General features: G+C 71.3%; 16 protein-coding genes. 7 read left to right on the top strand and 9 right to left on the bottom strand.

Annotated features, from left to right (window positions below; genetic code table 11):
• Positions 1 to 17 precede the first annotated feature (17 nt).
• From FXF60_RS07910 to FXF60_RS07920, 3 genes are read left to right on the top strand one after another with little or no spacing between them, the layout of a single operon-like run.
• The gene (locus FXF60_RS07910) at positions 18 to 872 is read left to right on the top strand and encodes a GNAT family N-acetyltransferase (RefSeq protein ID WP_151525266.1); all 855 of its coding nucleotides are present in this window, start codon (positions 18 to 20) and stop codon (positions 870 to 872) included.
• 4 nt (positions 873 to 876) lie between these two features.
• The gene (locus FXF60_RS07915; RefSeq protein ID WP_151525268.1) at positions 877 to 1,578 is read left to right on the top strand and encodes a nucleoside/nucleotide kinase family protein; all 702 of its coding nucleotides are present in this window, start codon (positions 877 to 879) and stop codon (positions 1,576 to 1,578) included.
• 14 nt (positions 1,579 to 1,592) lie between these two features.
• On the top strand, positions 1,593 to 2,072 hold the full coding sequence (locus tag FXF60_RS07920) for an SRPBCC family protein (RefSeq protein WP_151525270.1): 480 nt from the start codon (positions 1,593 to 1,595) through the stop codon (positions 2,070 to 2,072).
• 314 nt (positions 2,073 to 2,386) lie between these two features.
• Here the strand turns inward: FXF60_RS07920 and FXF60_RS07925 are convergent, their stop codons facing one another.
• The 6 genes from FXF60_RS07925 to FXF60_RS07950 all read right to left on the bottom strand — a co-directional run bounded on the left by FXF60_RS07925 (position 2,387) and on the right by FXF60_RS07950 (position 9,019).
• Positions 2,387 to 3,157 carry an amino acid ABC transporter ATP-binding protein gene (locus FXF60_RS07925; RefSeq protein WP_151525272.1) on the bottom strand — a complete coding sequence of 257 codons (771 nt, stop codon included), beginning with the start codon at positions 3,155 to 3,157 and terminating at the stop codon, positions 2,387 to 2,389.
• The gene (locus tag FXF60_RS07930; protein WP_151525274.1) at positions 3,157 to 3,954 is read right to left on the bottom strand and encodes an amino acid ABC transporter permease; all 798 of its coding nucleotides are present in this window, start codon (positions 3,952 to 3,954) and stop codon (positions 3,157 to 3,159) included. The genes FXF60_RS07925 and FXF60_RS07930 overlap by 1 nt, the downstream gene beginning before the upstream one ends.
• A 26-nt stretch (positions 3,955 to 3,980) precedes the next feature.
• Complete coding sequence (locus FXF60_RS07935; RefSeq protein ID WP_151525276.1) at positions 3,981 to 4,823, bottom strand: transporter substrate-binding domain-containing protein; 843 nt, start codon at positions 4,821 to 4,823, stop codon at positions 3,981 to 3,983.
• 70 nt (positions 4,824 to 4,893) lie between these two features.
• On the bottom strand, positions 4,894 to 6,429 hold the full coding sequence (glpK, locus tag FXF60_RS07940; RefSeq protein WP_151525278.1) for a glycerol kinase GlpK: 1,536 nt from the start codon (positions 6,427 to 6,429) through the stop codon (positions 4,894 to 4,896).
• A 43-nt stretch (positions 6,430 to 6,472) separates the two neighbouring features.
• Complete coding sequence (locus tag FXF60_RS07945) at positions 6,473 to 7,171, bottom strand: MIP/aquaporin family protein (protein ID WP_437440856.1); 699 nt, start codon at positions 7,169 to 7,171, stop codon at positions 6,473 to 6,475.
• An 84-nt stretch (positions 7,172 to 7,255) separates the two neighbouring features.
• Positions 7,256 to 9,019, bottom strand: a complete 1,764-nt coding sequence (locus FXF60_RS07950) for a glycerol-3-phosphate dehydrogenase/oxidase (protein ID WP_151525282.1) — start codon at positions 9,017 to 9,019, stop codon at positions 7,256 to 7,258.
• A gap of 121 nt (positions 9,020 to 9,140) precedes the next feature.
• On the opposite strand from FXF60_RS07950, the gene FXF60_RS07955 reads away from it, so the two are divergent.
• The gene (locus FXF60_RS07955) at positions 9,141 to 9,995 is read left to right on the top strand and encodes a GNAT family N-acetyltransferase (RefSeq protein ID WP_151525284.1); all 855 of its coding nucleotides are present in this window, start codon (positions 9,141 to 9,143) and stop codon (positions 9,993 to 9,995) included.
• A 19-nt stretch (positions 9,996 to 10,014) separates the two neighbouring features.
• Here the strand turns inward: FXF60_RS07955 and FXF60_RS07960 are convergent, their stop codons facing one another.
• Positions 10,015 to 12,084 (bottom strand): prolyl oligopeptidase family serine peptidase, encoded by a 2,070-nt coding sequence (locus tag FXF60_RS07960; RefSeq protein WP_151525286.1) that lies wholly within the window; start codon positions 12,082 to 12,084, stop codon positions 10,015 to 10,017.
• A 66-nt stretch (positions 12,085 to 12,150) separates the two neighbouring features.
• Here FXF60_RS07960 and FXF60_RS07965 point away from each other — a divergent pair, with 66 nt between their 5' ends.
• From FXF60_RS07965 to FXF60_RS07975, 3 genes are all read left to right on the top strand, one after another.
• A complete protein-coding gene (locus FXF60_RS07965; RefSeq protein WP_151525288.1) occupies positions 12,151 to 13,362 on the top strand; it encodes a cysteine desulfurase-like protein in 1,212 nt (403 codons plus the stop codon).
• A 195-nt stretch (positions 13,363 to 13,557) separates the two neighbouring features.
• Complete coding sequence (locus tag FXF60_RS07970) at positions 13,558 to 15,372, top strand: proline--tRNA ligase (RefSeq protein ID WP_238335762.1); 1,815 nt, start codon at positions 13,558 to 13,560, stop codon at positions 15,370 to 15,372.
• Between the two features lie 14 nt (positions 15,373 to 15,386).
• Positions 15,387 to 16,190, top strand: coding sequence for a TSUP family transporter (locus FXF60_RS07975; RefSeq protein ID WP_151525290.1), 804 nt, complete (start codon positions 15,387 to 15,389; stop codon positions 16,188 to 16,190).
• 11 nt (positions 16,191 to 16,201) lie between these two features.
• Here FXF60_RS07975 and FXF60_RS07980 read toward each other — a convergent pair whose 3' ends face one another.
• Both FXF60_RS07980 and FXF60_RS07985 read right to left on the bottom strand, forming a co-directional pair.
• On the bottom strand, positions 16,202 to 17,452 hold the full coding sequence (locus tag FXF60_RS07980) for a CapA family protein (RefSeq protein WP_151525292.1): 1,251 nt from the start codon (positions 17,450 to 17,452) through the stop codon (positions 16,202 to 16,204).
• Between the two features lie 13 nt (positions 17,453 to 17,465).
• A complete protein-coding gene (locus FXF60_RS07985) occupies positions 17,466 to 18,602 on the bottom strand; it encodes an LCP family protein (RefSeq protein WP_151525293.1) in 1,137 nt (378 codons plus the stop codon).
• Positions 18,603 to 18,621 lie beyond the last annotated feature (19 nt).

The raw sequence follows: 18,621 nt of genomic DNA on the forward strand, positions 1-18,621 counted from the left end.
CCCGGTAACGTCTGGTCATGGCACCGGACCCGATCAGCAGGCAGACCGCCCGCCAGTCGACGTGGCACGAGGTGTGCCAGGCCTTCCACTTCGTGGAGCGCGCCGACCTGACCGTGGTGCACGAGCACATGCCTCCGGGGACGTCGGCGGAGCCGCACAGCCACACCCGCTCCCGCCAGTTCTTCTACGTCCTCTCCGGGACCGGCACGATGACGCTGGGGAAGCGTGAGGTGCAGGTCCAGGCCGAGTCGGGGATCGAGGTGCCTCCGCGCACCCATCACTACATGCGCAACGACGCGGAGGCCGACCTGGAGATGATCGTCGTGACCACCCCGCGCGCGAGCGGGACCCCGCACGTGCGGGAGCAGCCGCTCGGTCGGGACCGGGGCGGGCTGGTCGTCGGTTCGCACCTGCGGCACACCCGCGACCGGGACCTGTCGACGGTGGTGCGCTTCGAGGAGGCCATGGACACCAGCCCGTTCCTGGGCCAGGGCGGGCTGCAGTGGCACACGGCGGCGCTCACCGATCCCGATCTCGAGCACTGGGTGCTGGTGGACCGGCTCGACCGGGTCATCGCCTTCGGCGTCCTGGTGGGCGTCGGCGGTGGCGACGTGGTGGAGATCCGCCGGATGGTGGTCGCCCCCGAGGGACGCGGTCAGGGCCTGGGCCGTCTGCTGCTGCGCCAGCTGCTCGAGCACGCGCTGGCCAACCCCCGGGTGCACCGGGTCTGGTTGGACGTCAGCGCCGACAACACGCGCGCCCGCTCGCTCTACCGCACCTTCGGCTTCGTGGAGAAGGCGGCGCCGGCGGACGCCACCCTGCTCGAGAACGGTGTCTACATGGAGTGGGGCGACACCCACCGCCTACCCTGATGCGGTGAGCGCGCCCGGATTCCTGCCCCTGCGCCAGCTGGTCCTCGTCGACCTGCTGGGGTTGATCCTGGCGGTCCGGCCTGGAGAGCGGGCCGTCGTCGCCATCGACGGCCCGGACGGGGTCGGCAAGAGCCACCTCGCCGCCGAGCTGGTGGCCCTGTCCGCGCACGTCGCCGGGCGCACCGTGCACGCCGTGTCGATCGACGGCTTCCACCATCCGCAGGAGCACCGGTATGCCCGGGGTCGCACCGGCACCACCTGCTACGAGGACTCCTTCGACTACGACTCGTTGCGGCGCGCGGTGCTCTGGCCCTACCGGGACGGTCGGGACATCGTCCCCGCCGTCTTCGACGTCGCCGCGGACCAGCCGGTGGACGCCGCCCCGGTCGGGCTGCCCGACGATGCGGTGCTGCTCGTCGAGGGAGTCTTCCTGCGCCGGCCGGAGCTCCGGCAGGCGTGGGACGCCACCTGCCTGGTGACGGCTCCGGCCCGGGTGACGGTGCGGCGCGGCAACGCCCGCTTCCCCCACCTGGCCGGTGCGGACGACCCGCGTCATGCGGCGAACGCGCGCTATGTCGAGGCCCAGGAGATCTACCGGCTGAAGTCCCGCGGCTGGCCGCCCGACTGGATCCTCGACAACACCGACCTCCAGCGTCCGGAGCTGGTCTGGCCCGACCCCGACGAACCGCAGTGGTTCGAGCAGTGACAGGAGTGGTTCGTATGCCCTTCGCACCCGTTCCCTACCGCGTCTCCCGGACCATCCGGATCGAGGCGCCGCCCGAGCGGATCTTCACCGAGCTGGTCGACTTCCGCCGGTGGCGGGACTGGTCGCCCTGGGAGGGGGTGGACCCCGAGATGAACCGCTCCTACACCGGACCGAAGTCGGGCGTCGGCTCCGGGTATACCTGGGACGGCAACAAGGCGGCCGGTGCCGGGTCGATGTCGATCACCGGGGCCGAGCGACCGCGCCGGGTGGACATCGACCTCCGGTTCGACAAGCCCTTCCCGGCGGACAACGACATCCGATTCGATCTCGATGCCGAGGACGGGGGAGCGGCCACCATGGTCACCTGGACGATGAGCGGCGAGCACACCGGCCTGATGCGGGTGCTCGGCCGGGTGATGTCCATGGACAAGCTGGTCGGTAAGGACTTCGAGAAGGGGCTGGCCCAGCTCAAGGAGCTCATCCAACCCACCTGACCGGGCGTCGCTCGTGGTTGCCCTGGGACCGACCGGGCGTCGCCCGTGGTTGCCCTGGGACGGACCGGGCGTCGCTCGTGGTTGCCCTGGGACTGACCGGGCGTCGCTCGTGGTTGCCCTGGTACTGACCGGGCGTCGCCCGTGGTTGCCCTGGGACTGACCGGGCGTCGCTCGTGGTTGCCCCGCACCGCCCTCTGCCGGAATTCGACTGCTGGATTGTTCGCCATGGCAAACAATCCAGCAGTCGAAATCCGGCGACGGGAGCGTGACGACGCGGGGGGAGGGGGGAGTGGGTGAGGCCGCGGCGGGGTGGCTCAGAGGACCTTGGAGAGGAACTCCTGGGTGCGGGCCTCGCGAGGGTTGCCGAGCACCGTGCGGGGGTCGCCTTCCTCCACGATGACGCCGTCGGCCATGAAGACGAGCTTGTCGCCGACCTCGCGGGCGAAGCCCATCTCGTGCGTGACGACCATCATCGTCATGCCCTCGGACGCCAGCGTCTTCATCACGTCGAGCACGTCGCCCACCAGCTCGGGGTCGAGCGCGGAGGTGGGCTCGTCGAAGAGCATCATGTCGGGGTTCATCGACAGCGCCCGCGCGATCGCGACCCGCTGCTGCTGGCCGCCGGACAGGTGGGCGGGGTAGGCGTCGACCTTCTCGGACAGCCCGACCCGCTCCAGGTTGGCGCGGGCGACCTCCTCGGCCTCCCTGCGGCCCCGCTTCTTCACCCGCTGCTGGGCGATGGTGAGGTTGCGCAGCACCGTCATGTGGCTGAACAGGTTGAACTGCTGGAACACCATGCCGATCCGGGAGCGTACGGCGTCCAGCTCGGTCTCCGGGTCGGTGATGTCGATGCCCTCGATGAGCACCTGCCCGGCGGTGGGCTCCTCCAGCCGGTTGACGCAGCGCAGCAGCGTCGACTTGCCGGAGCCGGACGGCCCGATGACGCACACGACCTGGCCCGCGTCGACGTGGAAGTCGATCCCGGTGAGGACGTGGTTGTCGCCGAAGGACTTGTGCAGGTCGCGGACCTCGATCGCGGGCGCGCCCGGGTCGACCTGCTGGGTGGGGTGGAGCTGGGTTGACATCAGCGGGACCTCCTCTGTCGGCGCTCCAGCCACGCGACCACGCGGGTGAGCGGGAGCGTGATGGCGAGGTAGAGCACGCTCACGAAGATCAGCGACGTCGCGGTGCCGGCGGAGGGACCGCTGGCCATGAAGTCCCGGGCCAGCGTGGTCAGCTCCCGTTCGTTGGCCGCCATCCCGACCACGAAGAGCAGCGAGGTGTCCTTGATGAGGATGACCAGCTCGTTGGTGAGCGGCGGGATGACGATGCGCAGCGCCTGGGGCATAACCACCGTGGCCATGGTCCAGCCGCCGTTCATGCCCAAGGAGCGCGCCGCCTCGGTCTGTCCCTTGGGCACCGCCTCGATCCCGGCCCGGATGGTCTCGGCCATGTAGGCGCCGGCGACCAGCATGAGCCCGACCAGGCCGGCGCCGATGGTGCCCCCAGGCGGCCGCCATCCGTCGAAGGCGATCGGCACGCCCAGCGCCATGAAGAGGATGACAACGAGGGCGGGAAGCCCGCGGAAGAGCTCGATGTAGGCCGTGGCCACCCAGCGGAACGGGGCGACCGGGGCGAGCTTCATCAGCACCAGCACCAGCGCGAGCACGAAGCCGCCGGCGAAGGCGATGACCGTGTAGAGGATGGTGTTCCTCGCGCCGATGAGGACGAAGTCCTGCCAGGTCTCGGTGAACCCCTCAGGCACGAAGAAGCTGGTCGAGATCGCCTCCCAGTCCGCGACGAGCACGAAGACCACGGCGAGGAGGACGAAGAGGGCGTAGAGCGCCAACCGGACGGCGCGCTGCCGCTGGGTACGGGTCACGGGAGGGGTGCTGTCGTTCCGGTGGCTCAGCCCTCGGAGGTGGCCGAGGAGTCCTCGGCGCCCTCGGTGGTGAAGTAGGTGTCGTAGAGCTCGTCGTACTCACCGCTGTCCCGCAGCGCGGTCAGCTGCTCGTTGACGGCGTCCACGAGAGCCGTGTTGTCCTTCTGCATCGCCAGCCCGTAGGTCTCGTCGGTGTCGTACTCCTCGACCACCTCGAAGTCACCCTTGGTCGAGTTGTCCACGTTGACCGGGAGGTCCTGGAGCAACGCGTCGACCTGCCCGGCCTGGATGGCCTGAAACATCTCGGCGTTGCTCGGGAAGGCGGTGATCGTGGCCTCCGGCGCGTTGTCCTGCGTATAGGACTCGCCAGTGGTCCCCTGCTGGACGCCGACGGGCCGTCCGGCCAGGTCGCCGATACCCGTGATGTCGGACCCGGCGGGGACGAGCAAGGACTGCTTGGATTCGTAGTAGCCGTCGGAGAAGGCGAGACTCTCCTGCCGGTCCTCGGTGATCGTCATCGCCGAGGCGGCGAGGTCGCAGTCGCCGGAGTTGAGCGCCAGCCCGGACTGCAGGGCGTCGAAGGAGGAGTCCTTGATCTCGATCTCCAGCTCGAGCCCCTCGGCCACGGCGCTGACGATGTCGACATCGAAGCCGGTGAAGCCGGACTCGGAGGACTCGTCGAAGTCCTCGAAGGGCGGGTAGGGGACGTCAGAGCAGACCGTCAGGGTGCCCTCGGTGATGAGGTCGAGGTCGGAGCCGGCGGCCTCTCCACCGGAGCCGGCGTCCGCACCCCCGTCCTCGGAGCCGCAGGCGGTGAGGGAGAAGGCCAGGGCGCTGGCCGCGAGCACGGGAAGGATCGAGTTCTTCATGGGCGAACCATACGTCCGGCCCGGGCGAGAGCACTCACCCGGGCCGGATCGTGACCGAAACGATGCCGGGTCAGGCGTCCGCCTCCTCGGCGGCCTCCTCAGCGGCCTCGGCGTCCTCGTCGACCCAGTCGAAGGTCTTGGTCACGGCCTTCTTCCACTGGCGGTAGAGCCGGTCCCGCTCGGCGTCCTTCATCTGCGGGCTCCAGCGCTGACCCTCCTCCCAGTTGTCGATGACGTCCTGCTCGCCGCTGAAGAAGCCGACCGCGATGCCGGCGGCATACGCAGCGCCGAGCGCCGTGGTCTCCGCGACCTTGGGCCGGACCACGTCGACACCCAGGATGTCCGCCTGGAACTGCATCAGCGTCTCGTTGGCGACCATGCCGCCGTCGACGCGCAGCTCGGTCAGGTCGACGCCGGAGTCGGCGTTCATCGCGTCCGAGACCTCCCGCGTCTGGAAGGCGGTCGACTCCAGCGCCGCCCGGGCGATGTGGTTCTTGTTGACGTAGCGGGTCAGGCCGACGATCGCACCGCGCGCGTCGTCCTTCCAGTACGGCGCGAAGAGCCCGGAGAACGCCGGGACGATGTAGCACCCGCCGTTGTCGTCGACCTCGGTCGCCAGCGTCTCGATCTCCGGGGCGTCCTTGATCAGCCCGATGTTGTCCCGGAGCCACTGCACCAGCGAGCCGGTGACCGCGATCGAGCCCTCCAGGGCATACACCGCGTCCTGCTCGCCGATCTTGTAGCAGACCGTGGTGAGCAGGCCGTTCTCGCTCGGGACGATCTCGGTGCCGGTGTTGAGCAGCATGAAGTTGCCCGTGCCGTAGGTGTTCTTGCTCATCCCCTTCTCGAAGCAGGCCTGGCCGAAGGTGGCCGCCTGCTGGTCGCCGAGGATGCCCGCGATCGGCACCTTGAGCTTGGTGCTCTCGCCGTAGACCTCGGCCGAGGACTTGATCTCCGGCAGCATCGAGGTCGGTATGCCCATGTCCGAGGCGACCTGCTCGGACCAGGACAGCGACTTCAGGTCCATGAGCATGGTCCGCGAGGCGTTGGTCACGTCGGTGACGTGCACGCCGCCGTCGGTCCCGCCGGTGAGGTTCCACACCACCCAGCTGTCGGTGTTGCCGAACAGCAGGTCGCCGGCCTCGGCCTTCTCCCGGGCGCCGTCGACGTTGTCCAGGATCCACTTGACCTTGGGCCCGGAGAAGTACGTCGCGAGCGGCAGCCCGCAGATGTCCTTGTACCGGTCCGCGCCGGCGTCGCCGCCGAGCTCGGCCACGATCTTGTCGGTGCGGGTGTCCTGCCAGACGATCGCGTTGTAGACCGCCTCACCGGTGTTCTTGTCCCACACCACCGCGGTCTCGCGCTGGTTGGTGATCCCGATGGCGGCGAGGTCGTCGTTGCCGAGGCCGCCCTTGCCGAGGGCCGTGCCGATGACCTCCTTGGTGTTCTCCCAGATCTCGGCGGGGTCGTGCTCGACCCACCCCGCCTTCGGAAAGATCTGCTCGTGCTCCTTCTGCCCGACCGAGTGGATCTCGCCGCTCTTGGTGAACACGATGGCTCGGGTGCTGGTCGTTCCCTGGTCGATGGCCAGGACGTAGTCAGCCATGGACTTGCTCCTTCACGTCGTTGTGCATGGTCGAAAGGTCGGGTCAGCCGTAGATCGTCGCGAGCAGACCCGCGAGGATGCCGCCGATGATCGGACCGACGACGGGGACCCAGGAGTAGCTCCAGTCGCTGCTGCCCTTGCCGGGGATCGGCAGGACGGCGTGCGCGATGCGGGGGCCGAGGTCACGGGCGGGGTTGATGGCATACCCGGTGGGGCCACCGAGGCTGGCACCGATGCCGACGACGAGCAGCGCGACGGCCAGCGGCCCGAGCCGGTCCGGTGTGTTGCCGAACATGATGACGACGAAGACCAGGACGAAGGTGCCGATGATCTCCGTGGCGAGGTTCCAGCCGTAGTTGCGGATCTCCGGGCCGGTGGAGAAGACGCCCAGCTTGGCCGCAGGGTCGCCGTCCGCGTCGAAGTGCTGCTTGTAGGCCACCCAGCACAGCACGGCTCCGAGGAAGGCGCCGAGCATCTGGGCCAGGATGTAGATCACGGCGTTGCCGGCGCTCGCGGCGACACCGGGGGCGAACTCGTCGGCGCCGTTGGCCATGAGTCCGATGGTGACCGCGGGGTTGATGTGGGCACCGGACTTGTAGGCGGTGAAGACTCCGGCGAAGACGCCCAGTCCCCAGCCGAAGTTGATGAGCAGCCAGGCGGCGCTGGCGCCGCCTCCCGTGCCCTTCGTCTTGGGCAGGATGGCGTTGGCCACCACGCCGCACCCGAAGAGCAGCAGCATCATGGTGCCGAGCACCTCGGAGAAGAAAACAGCTCCCACGAATGACTCCTTTGTCGTGAGGAGGACCGGGCGGGCGCCCGGTCCTTGTCAGTCGGGCGAGTCCGCGCCCGACCCCATCGCCTGCAGTGGCGCCACCTCGCCGAGGTGGTCGCGCACACGGGCGGCGCTCTGGTCGTCCGGCTCGGCCGCGGCGGCGATCTCCGCCTCGGCGCGGGCGGTGTATGCCTCGATCTCGGCCTGTGTGGTGGCGTCGTCCCACCCGAGCTCCGCGGCGGCGATCTCGGCGATCTCCGGCACGGTGTGCAGCCCCTTGTCCGGTGCCTCGTAGATGAGCCGGGTGCGGCGCATCATCAGGTCCTCCAGGTGCAGGACCCCCTCGGTCCGGCAGGCGTAGGCGACCTCGGCACGGAGATAGGCGGTCGACTCCTGCAACGTGCTGGCCAGGGACGGGTCCTCGTCGATCATCGCCAGCAGCTCCTCGACCAGCGAGCCGTAGCGGTGCAGGAGGTGGTCGGTGAGCTGCTCGGACCAGCCGAACTGCTCCCGCAGCGCGGGCATCCGACGGCGCATCGCCGCCTCGCCGACCGCACCCAGCAGCGGGATCTGGTCGGTGATGCAGGGCAGCTCCTCGGCCCGGCCCCCGAGCGCGAAGTCCACGGCGTCCTTGGCCATGACCCGGTAGGTCGTCAGCTTGCCACCGCCGATCACGGTGAGCCCGGGCACCGGGCTGGCGACCGTGTGCTCCCGGCTGACCTTGGCCGAGTCCGTGCCCTCCTTGGTCCCGGGCTGCAACAGCGGACGCAGGCCGGCATACCACCCCACGACGTCGTCCCTCGTGAGCGTCGTCTTGAGGACCGCGTTGGCGTGCTCGAGCACGTAGTCGATGTCGGCGGCCGTGGCGACCGGGTTCTGCCGGTCCAGCTCCCAGGGGGTGTCGGTGGTCCCGAGGATCCAGTAGCGCGACCAGGGGATGAAGAACAGCACCGACTTCTCGGTCTGCAGGAACAGGCCCGAGGTGCCCTGGATTCGCTCGCGGGGGATGACCAGGTGGATGCCCTTGGACGCGAGGACGTTGAGCCCGCCGTCGGTGTCGGCGAGCTCGGAGACGTCGTCGGTCCACACGCCCGTGCAGTTGATGATGTGCCGGGCGCGGGCCTCGAACCGCTCGCCGGTCTCGAGGTCCGCCAGCTCGGCGCCGACCGCCGTCCCGTGCTCGTCCTTGACGATCCGCACCACCTCGGTGCGGCTGGCGGCGTGGGCGCCGTAGGTGTGCGCCGTCCGGACCAGGGTGGAGACGAGGCGGGCGTCGTCGACGGTCGCGTCGTAGTACTTGACCGCGCCGATGGCGGTGTCGTGCCGCAGGTCGGGGAACTGCTTGCTCAACCCGCCGCGCGTGGTGTGCTGGTGGATCGGCAGCGCCCGTCGCCCGGGCATGATGTTGGCCAGCACGTCGTAGAGGGTGACGCCGGCGCCGTAGTAGGCCCGCTGCCATACCCGGTGCTCCAGGGGGATGAGGAAGGGCATCGGCTTGACCAGGTGGGGCGCGAGCGTCTTGAGCAGCAGCCCGCGCTCGGTGAGCGCCTCGTGCACCAGCTTGAAGTCGAGCATCTGCAGGTAGCGCAACCCGCCGTGCACCAGCTTGGTGGACCACTGGGACGTCCCCGAGGCCCAGTCCTGCGCCTCCACGATCACGGTCGACAACCCGCGGGTGGTGGCGTCCAGCGCCGCCCCGGCCCCGGTCACGCCGCCGCCGATCACGAGCACGTCGAGCGGTTCGCCCCCGTCACCGGAGTCGCGCAGGGCCTGCAGCGCCTCGTCTCGGCTGGCGGGGCTGAGTGCGCGTGGCTGCATGTGTCGCCTCCCGTGTCCGTGGTGATCCTGCGCGACCCCGATCCTGCCCTGCGGTGACCGACCACGCAACAGCGCACCCTCCGGTGTCGCCATGGCGGCGACGGTGCGGCAGGCTGGGGTCATGCTGCGCACACTGGGCTCCGGTATGGGGAGCGTGCGGGCGTACGGACTCCAGGACGTGCGTCGGGCGCTGGACGTGTGCGCGCAGGACCCGGTGACCAACGTCTTCGTGGCGGCGCGGATCAAGGAGAGCGGCCTGATCGGCACCCGCGGACCGCTGTTCGGCTACGAGTCGGGGAGCGAGCACGCGTTGTGCTGGTGCGCCGCGAACGTCGTGCCCGTCGCGGCCAGTCCTCGGGCCATCGGCGCGCTCGCCGGCAAGGTGGTCAGGCGCCGTGCCACCGCCAGCTCGATCTTCGGTCCGGCCGACCAGGTGCTCGACCTGTGGAGTCGGCTGGAGCCGCGCTGGGGCACCCCGCGCGAGGTGCGGGAGAACCAGCTGGTGCTGACCATGCAGGAGCTCCCCTCGACGCTGGGCGTGGACATCGACGAGCGGGTGCGGGTGGCCCGGCCCGAGGAGCTGGACCTGGTGGTGCCGGCCGCGGCCGCCATGTTCACCGAGGAGATCGGCTACCCGCCCTACCACGGCAGCAGCAACGCCTACCGGCGGGCGGTCGCCGGGCTGATCGAGCAGGGCCACACCCTGGTGCGGGTCGAGGACGGGCAGGTCGTCTTCAAGGCCGACCTCGGGTCGGTGGCGCTGGGGTGCGCGCAGGTCCAGGGTGTCTGGGTCCACCCCGACTGGCGGGGCCGGGGGATGGCCGCTCCGGCGATGGCCGCGGTGGTGGAGCACACCATCCGGCAGGTGGTGCCGGTCGTCACGCTCTACGTCAACGACTTCAACACCCCGGCGGTGGCGACCTACCGCCGGGTCGGCTTCGTCCAGACGGGCACCTTCGCGACGGTCCTGCTCTGACCGAGCACCGGCGTGCGTCTCAGCCGCTCAGCCGACCGTGCAGGAAGGCCCACGCCAGGGCGTGCCAGGTCGCCCACTGCTCCGCCGTGCTGGCCCCACCGTGCCCACCCTCGGTGTTCTCCCAGTAGGTCACGTCCTTGCCGTGCTGCTCCAGCAGCGCGGTCATCTTCCGGGCGTGGCCGGGGTGCACCCGGTCGTCGCGCGTCGACGTGGCCAGGTAGACCGGCGGGGTGGGGCGGTCGGGCTCGAACCGCTGGTAGGGCGAGAAGGTGCGGAGCCACTCCCAGTCGGCGGGCTGCTCCGGGTCGCCGTACTCCGCGATCCACGAGGCACCGGCGAGCAGCTCGTGGTAGCGGGCCATGTCGAGCAGGGGAACCTGGCAGACGATGGCGCCGAAGTCCTCGGGATAGCCGGTGAGCATGTTGCCGACCAGCAGGCCGCCGTTGCTCCGACCCGTCGTGCCGAGGTGGGGCACGGAGGTCACGCCGCGGGCGACCAGGTCCCGCGCCACGGCGACGAAGTCCTCGTAGGCCCGGTGGCGCTGGTCGCGCAGCGCCGCCTGGTGCCACCGGGGACCGAACTCGCCGCCGCCCCTGATCCCGGCCACGACGTGCACGAAGCCATGGGCCAGCCAGGAGCGACCGACGATCGGGTCGTAGGCGGGGGTGAGCGCGTGCTCGAAGCCGCCATAGCCGTGGAGCACCGTCGGTGTCGAGCCGTCCATCGGGAGGTCGGACGGTCCGACCTGCCAGTAGGGGACGCGGGTCCCGTCGGCGGAGGTGGCCCACTCCTGGGTGACGCTCAGGCCGGTGGCGTCGAACCTCTCCGGGGCGGACCGGAGCACCTCGAGCTGCACCGGCGTCTCGTCCCCGGCCGGGGACACCGTGGCCAGCGAGAGGGTCATCGGCTCGACGAAACCGGTGCTCACCAGCCACAGGTCGTCGCTGCGGGCGTCGTCCACGGCGGAGATGCTGACCGTGCGCAGACCGATGTCCAGCGAGTCGGTCAGGTCGGTCGTCGTCCACCCCTGGTCGGTGTGCCGGTGCGACCGGACGGTATGCCGCACGTCCCGGAGCGCGGTGGTGACGAGCTGCCCGGCGGTCCAGGCCAGGTCCACCAGCGCGGTGCTCTCGTCGGGGGCGAAGAGTGCCGACCACCCGGCGGAGGCCGGGTCCGTGAGCACCTCTGCGAGCGGGGCCACCAGCAGCGACCCGGCGGCGAACCCGCCCTCACCGGTGGGCCGCCAGTCGTGCCGGAGCCGCACGGCCACGTGCTCGCCGTGCACCGAGACCTCGGCGCTCTCCGGAAGGTCCAGCTGCTGCACGCCGTCGTCGGTGACGACGAGCGTGTGCCCGCGGTAGAAGGCCAGCCCGTGGTGCAGCACGGTCTGGTCCCGCTCCTGGTCGTGCGCGACGAACAGGCCGAGATCCTCCTCGGCGATGGTGTGGACGACCTCCGCCGTCTCGACCGGGGTGCCGCGGCGCCAGAGGCGGACGGTGCGGGGATAGCCGGAGCGGGTCGCTCCCGTCGGGTCGTCGGCGGTCGCGAGAAAGACGTGGTCCCGGTCCCGCCAGGTGAGCCTGCCCTTGGCCTCGGGCTTGGCGAAACCCTCGGGAGCGGGCACGAACTCCCCGGTGACGAGGTCCAGCTCCCGCGTGGTGCCCGCGTCCGAACCGCCCCGGGACAGGTGCACCAGGGCGCGGTCGCAGGTCGGCCGCAGCAGGCTCGCGCCCTGCCACACCCAGGGCACGTCCTCCTGCTGCCCCAGGGCGTCGACGTCGAGGAGCACCTCCCACTCGGGGTCCGCCGAGCGGTAGGACTCCCAGCCGGTGCGTCGCCAGACCCCGCGCGGGTGGTCGGCGTCGGTCCAGAAGTTGTAGAGGTGGTCACCCACCTGGGCGACCAGCGGGATCCGGTCGCTCGCCTCGAGCGCGTCCCAGATGTCCCGGTGCAGGGTGCCGTAGAGCGGGTGCGCCTGGAGCGACTGCTCGCTCGCGGTGCTGCGCTCGCGGACCCAGGCCAGTGCCTCCGTGGACTCGACCTCCTCCAGCCAGCGGTGCGGGTCGTCGGGCGAGGAGGTGTCGGTCATGGGGCCATGCCATCACACGGGTGCGCCGTCGCTGCAGGCGCCCGAGTTCGTGCCTAGCCTGGAGGTATGCCGCTCGACGTCGCCGCAGTCCGCGCTCAGTTCCCCGCCCTCGAGTCAGGGGTGGCCCACTTCGACGGCCCGGGAGGGTCGCAGACCCCGCGGGTCGTGGCGGACGCCGTGGCGGGCACGCTCCTGAGCTCGATCTCGAACCGGGGCACCGTGACCGGCTCGGAGCGGCGGGCCGAGGACACGGTGCTGGGCGCCAGGGCCGCGATGGGCGACCTCCTCGGCGTCGACCCGGCGACCGTCATCTTCGGCCGGAGCATGACGGCCCTGACGATGGACCTGGCCCGCACGCTCGCGCGCGACCAGGGGTGGGGTCGCGGCGACGAGGTGGTGGTGACCAGCCTCGACCACGACGGCAACATCCGGCCGTGGGTCAACGCGGCCCTCGCCGCCGGGGCGACGGTGCGCTGGGCCGAGGTCGACCCGGAGACCGGAGAGCTCCCGCTGGAGGCCGTCACCTCCGTCCTGTCCGCACGGACCCGCGTGGTCGCGGTCACCGGGGCGGCCAACCTCATCGGCACCCGTCCCGACGTCGCGGGGATCGCCGCGGCGGCGCACGAGGCCGGCGCGCTCGTCCACCTCGACGCGGTCCACCTGGCCGCCCACGACCGGATCGACCTCGCGGCCACCGGGGCCGACCTGCTCTCGTGCTCGCCCTACAAGTTCTTCGGGCCGCACCTCGGGGTGCAGACCGGGCGGGCCGAGCTGCTCGAGCAGCTGCGGCCGGACAAGCTCCTGCCGTCCTCCGACGCGGTGCCCGAGCGCTTCGAGCTCGGCACGCTGCCCTACGAGCTGCTGGCCGGGAGCACCGCCGCCGTGGACTTCATCGCCTCGCTGGGCGATGGGGCGGGCCGGACCGAGCGCCTCACCGCCGCCTTCGCCGCCATCGAGGAGCACGAGGACGCGCTGCGTCGCCGGGCGGAGGAGGGGCTCGCGCAGGTCCCGGGCCTGACCCTCCACTCGCGTGCGGCGCACCGCACCCCGACGCTGCTCTTCACCGTCGACGGTCTGGACCCGGCCGGGATCCACCGGCACCTCGCGACCCTGGACGTCAACGCCCCGGCCTCGCACTTCTACGCCTGGGAGCTCTCGCACCGGCTCGGCCTGGGTGCTGCCGGGGGCGTGCGGATCGGCATCGCGCCCTACACCACGGCGGAGGAGGTCGACCGGCTCGTCGAGGGCGTCCGACAGGTCGTCCCCCCGATGGGCTGACCACATGAGCAAGGAAGCCGGACGTGATGCAGCGACATCTCCCTGCATCACGTCGGGCTTCCTTGCTCATGCGGGCGGGTGCGCAGCACAAACCCGTCGAGCCGCGCCGTGGCCGGCAGGTACCCTCGTAGCGCCGAGCGGCGCGCGGCATACCCGCCACGCCCGACCCGCGACCCACCCGAGGAGACCACCCACGTGACGCGCCCCCTGCGCCTGTCGACCCTGTTCCTGCGGACCCTGCGCGAGGACCCTGCCGACGCCGAGCTGCCCGGCCACAAGCTGCTGGTGCGCGCCGGCTACATCCGACGTGCCGCGCCCGGTGTCTATTCCTGGATGCCGTTGGGTCTGCGGGTGCTGCGCAAGGTGGAGCGCATCGTCCGGGAGGAGATGGACGCCATCGGTGGGCAGGAGCTGAGCTTCCCCGCGCTGCTGCCGCGCGAGCCGTACGAGGCGACCGGCCGCTGGACCGAGTACGGACCCAACCTGTTCCGCCTGCAGGACCGCAAGGGCGTCGACATGCTGCTCGGGCCCACGCACGAGGAGATGTTCACCCTCGCGGTCAAGGACATGTTCAGCTCCTACAAGGAGCTGCCGCTCACGCTCTACCAGATCCAGACGAAGTACCGCGACGAGTCGCGTCCCCGCGCCGGTTTGCTGCGCGGCCGCGAGTTCATCATGAAGGACTCCTACTCCTTCGACGTCGGCGACGCAGGTCTCGAGGAGGCCTACGCCCGCCATCGCGAGGCCTACGTCAGGATCTTCGACCGGCTCGGCTTCGACTACGTCGTCGTCTACGCCGACTCCGGCGCGATGGGCGGCTCCGCCAGCGAGGAGTTCCTCGCCGTCAGCCCGGTGGGGGAGGACACCTTCGTCCGCTGCGAGGCGTCCGGGTATGCCGCCAACGTCGAGGCGGTCGTGGTGCCGCAGGCGGAGCCCGTCGACGAGGCCACGGTGGCAGGCACGCCCGCGGCGCACGTCGAGGACACCCCGGACAGCCCCACCATCGCGACCCTCGTCGCCCAGGCCGACGCGCTGCACCCGCGCACCGACGGGCGGGGATGGACCGCCGGCGACACGCTCAAGAACGTCGTCGTCATGCTGACCCACCCGGACGGCAGCACCGAGCCGCTGGCGATCGGGCTGCCCGGCGACCGGGACGTCGACGCCAAGCGGCTCGAGGCACAGGTCGCCCCGGCCGACTGGCGCCCCTTCGAGGAGGCCGACTTCGCCGCCTACCCGATGCTCGCCAAGGGCTACATCGGGCCGGGCGTGCTGGGGGAGGAGCGCAGCAGCGGCATCAGATACCTGCTCGACCCCTCGGTCGCGCACGGCTCGGCCTGGGTGACCGGGGCCGACGAGCACGGCAAGCACGTCTTCGACCTCGTCCTGGGCCGCGACTTCACCGCCGACGGGACGATCCAGGCGGGCGAGATCCGCGAGGGCGACCCCAGCCCGGACGGCGCCGGCCCGCTCACCCTGGCGCGAGGCATCGAGATGGGCCACATCTTCCAGCTCGGGCGCAGGTATGCCGAGGCTCTCGACCTCACGGTGCTGGACGAGAACGGCAAGCTGGTCACGGTGACCATGGGCTCCTACGGCGTCGGGGTCTCCCGCGCCGTGGCGGCCGTGGCCGAGGCCACCCACGACGAGCTGGGGCTGGTCTGGCCGCGGGAGCTGGCGCCGGCGGACGTGCACGTGGTCGCCACCGGCAAGGACCAGGCGGTCTTCGACCACGCCGACGGGCTCGTCGAGCAGCTCGCCGCCCAGGGCGTGGAGGTGATCTACGACGACCGGCCCAAGGTCAGCCCCGGTGTGAAGTTCAAGGACGCCGAGCTGCTGGGCGTGCCCACCATCGTCGTCGTCGGCAAGGGGTTGGCCGACGGGGTGGTCGAGGTCAAGGACCGGGCGACCGGCACGCGGCAGGAGGTCCCCGCCGACGACGCCGCGGCGGCCGTGCTGGCGGAGGTGCGCGGCGGACCGCGCGACGCAGCACCTCCCGCCGGCGCCTGACGGCATACCCGGCCGTGCTGGAGAGCCTGGACCTGGAGCCACGGGTCGTCGTCTTCCTCGCCCTGGCCGGCTTCGCGGCCGGGTTCATCGACGCGGTCGTGGGTGGGGGTGGCCTCGTGCAGCTGCCGGCGCTGCTCGTGGGCCTGCCGGGCGCGACGCCGGTGCAGCTGCTCGCCACCAACAAGCTGGGCTCCATCTGCGGCACGACGGTCAGCTCGGTGACCTACTTCCGGCGCATCCGCCCGGATGTGCGCACCGCCGTCCCGTTCGCCCTGGCGGCCTTCGCCGGGAGCGCCGGGGGTGCGGCACTGGCCTTCCTCATCAGCAAGGAGGCCTTCAACCCCATCATCCTGGTGGTGCTGGTGGCGGTCGGGGCCTACACCCTGCTCAAGCCGTCGATGGGTCGGATGCAGGCGCTGCGCTTCGGCCAGGCTCGGCGCAAGCACCTGGGCACGGCCGTCGTCATCGGGCTCGTCGTCGGGGCCTACGACGGGGCGCTCGGGCCCGGGACCGGCTCCTTCTTCGTCTTCGCCCTGGTCAGCGCGCTCGGGTATGGCTTCCTCGAGGCGAGCGCGAAGGCCAAGATCGCCAACCTCGCCACCAACCTCGCGGCGCTCGTCGTCTTCGTCCCGCAGGGGGCGGTCATCTGGTCGGTCGGGCTGGTCCTCGGCGCCACCAACGTGCTGGGCGGCTACCTCGGCGCCCGGGTCGCGGTCTCCCGTGGTAGCGGCTTCGTCCGGGTCGTCTTCGTGGTCATCGTGGTCGCCTTCATCCTCAAGATCGGCTACGACGTCTGGGTCCAGCTGGCCACGGCCTGAACCTCGCCGGATCAGTCCCCGGCGGTGATCGGCTCGGCCCCGCACCCACCGAGGGAGTCGACCGTCGTGGTGGTCCGCTGCCACGTCTCCGGGTAGGTCTCGGGCGAGACGCGTCGGATGACGTGGCTGGGTCCGCCCTGCGGATCGATCTCGACCCGGGTGGGCTGGTAGCGCAGCTCGGTGCTGACCTCTCCGTCGGCGGCGCGCGTCAGGGTGACGAGGGCGACCATGCCCTCCTGCGTGCCGGGCAGGAGGTTCGCGTTGACCTGCGGGCTCTGGTTGGAGAGAAAGTTCCCCATCCCGTAGAGGACGTGCTTGCCGTCGATCCGCTCGCAGGGCTGGATGACGTGGACGTGGCTGCCCAGGATGAGGTCGACCTCGTCGCTGGACAGCAGCTCCTGCGCGAGCTCGGTCTGCTCCGGCAGCGGGGCGCTCTGGTACTCCTGGCCCCAGTGGAGGGTGACGACGACGAAGTCCGCCCCCGCCTCCCGAGCCTCGCGGGCGCGGTCCAGGATGCCCTCGGCACCCGTCACCGGCCAGGAGGCCTGACCCAGCCAGGGCAGGTCGGGCGGCACCTCGGTGTTGCTGTGGCCGTAGTTGGCGATGGTGTAGCCCAGGGCGAGCTGGGCGACCTCGACACGTCGCCCGTCGGGCGTGGCGACGTCGTACCAGGTCGGGTCCCCGGCGGTCTGCGGCGAGGACCGCGGCCCGGCATACTCCAGACCGGCGTCCGCCAGCACCTGCTCGGTGCTCTCGATGCCTGCCAGCCCCCGGTCGAGCGTGTGGTTGCTGGCGAAGTCGCAGCCGTCGAAGCCGGCGTCGGCGAGGGCGTCCGCGATCTGGTACGGCGTGTTGAAGGTCAGCACCCGAGGGACCGTCAGCGCCGTGTTGTCCGCGGACAGGGGTGTCTCGAGGTGGCACAGGGCGAGGTCCGCCTCGCGCAGCAGCGGTGCCACGTCGGCGAACATGGGGGAGAAGTCGTAGTCGGCGCCGGTGCCCGCGTAGCCGGCGGCCGAGACGTTCACGCTGCTGTGCGGGAGGATGTCGCCGCCGGCCGCGATGGTGATCTCGAGCTCCTCCTCACCCGCTGCGGTGGTCGGGACGGGGCTGGCCGTGGCCGTGACCTCTGCCGAGGTGTCCGCGGGCCGGTCGCCGGCCGTGGCGGTCGCCGTGGCCGAGGGGGTGGGTGCGGGCGAGGTCCCGTCTCCGGGCGCGTCGGTGGGCTGGCAGGCCGCCAGGAGCAGGGTGGCGGCGGTCAGCATGGTGACCGGGACCCTAGGGCGCATACCCGGTGCCCCACTCCTCCACGTAGGCGCCGACCCGGTCCTCGCGCAGGGCCCGGCCCAGGGCCGCGGTCTGCTGCTCGTCGACGAGGTTCACCCAGGCGCCGTTGATGATGTCGAATCCGGTGAGCGGCGCCATGAGGGAGACCACCTCGTCCGGGTCCAGGTCGCGCAGGACGGGTGCGAGGGCGGCGGCGTCGCGAGGGTCCAGACCGCCGGTGACCCGGACGGTGCCGTGCAGGCGGCGCACGAGCTCGGGGAAGTCCTGCGGCTGCTCGCGCAGGCGCTCCTGGAGCCGCTCCATCACCCCGATGAGCACCGCCCGGTGACGCTCGGCCCGGTCCAGGTCACCGAGCGGCAGGCCCTTGCGCTGCCGGGCATAGGTCAGGGCGGAGCTCTCGTCCAGCCAGATCTCGCCGGCCGGGAAGGAGAACCCCCGGACGGTCGAGGCGTAGCGGTTGTCGACCTGGATCCCGCCCAGGTAGCCGATGAGCTGGTCGAAGGCGCCGAAGTTCGCCTGGACGGTGTAGTCGATCCGTAGTCCGCCCAGGGTGTCCGACACGGTGCGCGTCAGCAGGTCGGTCCCACCGCTGACGAAGGCGGCGTTGATCTTGTTGTAGCCCACGCCCGGGATGTCGACGTACATGTCACGCGTGAAGGAGACGAGGGCGACGTCCTCCCGGTCCGCCGGCAGGTGGAGCACCATGATCGAGTCCGACAGCCCGCCGAAGGATCCCGGCTCGCGCGAGTCGGTCCCGATCACGAGCACGTTGACCGGCCCGTCGCCCAGCGGCGCCGCCTCCTCGGTGTCGCTCGGCGCCGAGGTGGACTCCTCGGCACCGTCCGCCGACGGTCCCGAGGTGGTCTGCTCGGCGGCCTCGGCGCTCTCCCCGCCCGAGGTCTGGTCCGCGGCCGGGTCGCCGGACGTCGTCTCCTCGGTGTCGGTGGTGGTCGTCCCGCCGGAGTCCTCCGTCTCTGCCTCCCGGTCTCCCGTCGGGGCGACGGCGGCCGAGGACGTGGCGGCCTCGTCGCTCGGACCCGCCGGGTCCCCCTGGCACCCACCCAGCGCGAGGGTCGCCGCGAGCACCGTCGCCGTGACGGAGGGGAAGAGGGGTGCACGCGTCCTCATGGGCTCATCCTGTCGCACT

This window comes from Serinicoccus kebangsaanensis (assembly GCF_008919445.1).
In the GTDB taxonomy this organism is placed as follows: Bacteria; Actinomycetota; Actinomycetes; order Actinomycetales; family Dermatophilaceae; genus Ornithinicoccus; species Ornithinicoccus kebangsaanensis.

Excerpts from the sequence above, each read along its gene's own strand:
- FXF60_RS07985 (WP_151525293.1), bottom strand. The coding sequence starts at position 18,602 with ATGAGGACGCGTGCACCCCTCTTCCCCTCCGTCACGGCGACGGTGCTC.
- FXF60_RS07950 (WP_151525282.1), bottom strand. The coding sequence starts at position 9,019 with ATGCAGCCACGCGCACTCAGCCCCGCCAGCCGAGACGAGGCGCTGCAG.
- FXF60_RS07960 (WP_151525286.1), bottom strand. The coding sequence starts at position 12,084 with ATGACCGACACCTCCTCGCCCGACGACCCGCACCGCTGGCTGGAGGAG.
- FXF60_RS07920 (WP_151525270.1), top strand. The coding sequence starts at position 1,593 with ATGCCCTTCGCACCCGTTCCCTACCGCGTCTCCCGGACCATCCGGATC.
- glpK (WP_151525278.1), bottom strand. The coding sequence starts at position 6,429 with ATGGCTGACTACGTCCTGGCCATCGACCAGGGAACGACCAGCACCCGA.
- FXF60_RS07955 (WP_151525284.1), top strand. The coding sequence starts at position 9,141 with ATGCTGCGCACACTGGGCTCCGGTATGGGGAGCGTGCGGGCGTACGGA.
- FXF60_RS07980 (WP_151525292.1), bottom strand. The coding sequence starts at position 17,452 with ATGCTGACCGCCGCCACCCTGCTCCTGGCGGCCTGCCAGCCCACCGAC.
- FXF60_RS07910 (WP_151525266.1), top strand. The coding sequence starts at position 18 with ATGGCACCGGACCCGATCAGCAGGCAGACCGCCCGCCAGTCGACGTGG.
- FXF60_RS07965 (WP_151525288.1), top strand. The coding sequence starts at position 12,151 with ATGCCGCTCGACGTCGCCGCAGTCCGCGCTCAGTTCCCCGCCCTCGAG.
- FXF60_RS07935 (WP_151525276.1), bottom strand. The coding sequence starts at position 4,823 with ATGAAGAACTCGATCCTTCCCGTGCTCGCGGCCAGCGCCCTGGCCTTC.
- FXF60_RS07925 (WP_151525272.1), bottom strand. The coding sequence starts at position 3,157 with ATGTCAACCCAGCTCCACCCCACCCAGCAGGTCGACCCGGGCGCGCCC.
- FXF60_RS07945 (WP_437440856.1), bottom strand. The coding sequence starts at position 7,171 with ATGATGCTGCTGCTCTTCGGGTGCGGCGTGGTGGCCAACGCCATCCTG.